The 278-nt window shown below is 44.2% G+C and carries 1 protein-coding gene; it reads left to right on the top strand.

What is annotated here, in order from left to right:
• Positions 1-278 (top strand): hypothetical protein (locus ACO0K3_RS19500; protein WP_422987508.1); only part of this gene is annotated, 278 nt, incomplete at both ends.

Genomic DNA, 278 nt, shown 5'->3' with positions numbered 1-278 from the left:
CTAAGTCAGGTGTATTGTTTAGTTAATAGCCTTGACGATTTTTGGTTAGCTGGGGACTTGGCGAGCAAGTTGCCCGCAGGCTTATACCAAGTGCAAGCGTGCGAACAACAATTAGAGCAGATTGCACTAGGCTTTATGTTGGGCGGTTATGAATTTAGTGAATATAAAGCGAAAGGTGCTGCTAAAGCGCAATTGGCGATAGCCGATGCAACACTTTTTGCGCGCCTTAATCAGCAAGCAAATGCAATCAACTTAGCTCGAGATTTAGTCAATACACC

It is taken from the genome of Undibacterium sp. Rencai35W (assembly GCF_049340185.1).
Lineage (GTDB): Bacteria > Pseudomonadota > Gammaproteobacteria > Burkholderiales > Burkholderiaceae_D > Undibacterium.
Note: the sequence above shows the minus strand (reverse complement) of the source record. Positions and strands in the feature narration are given on the sequence as shown.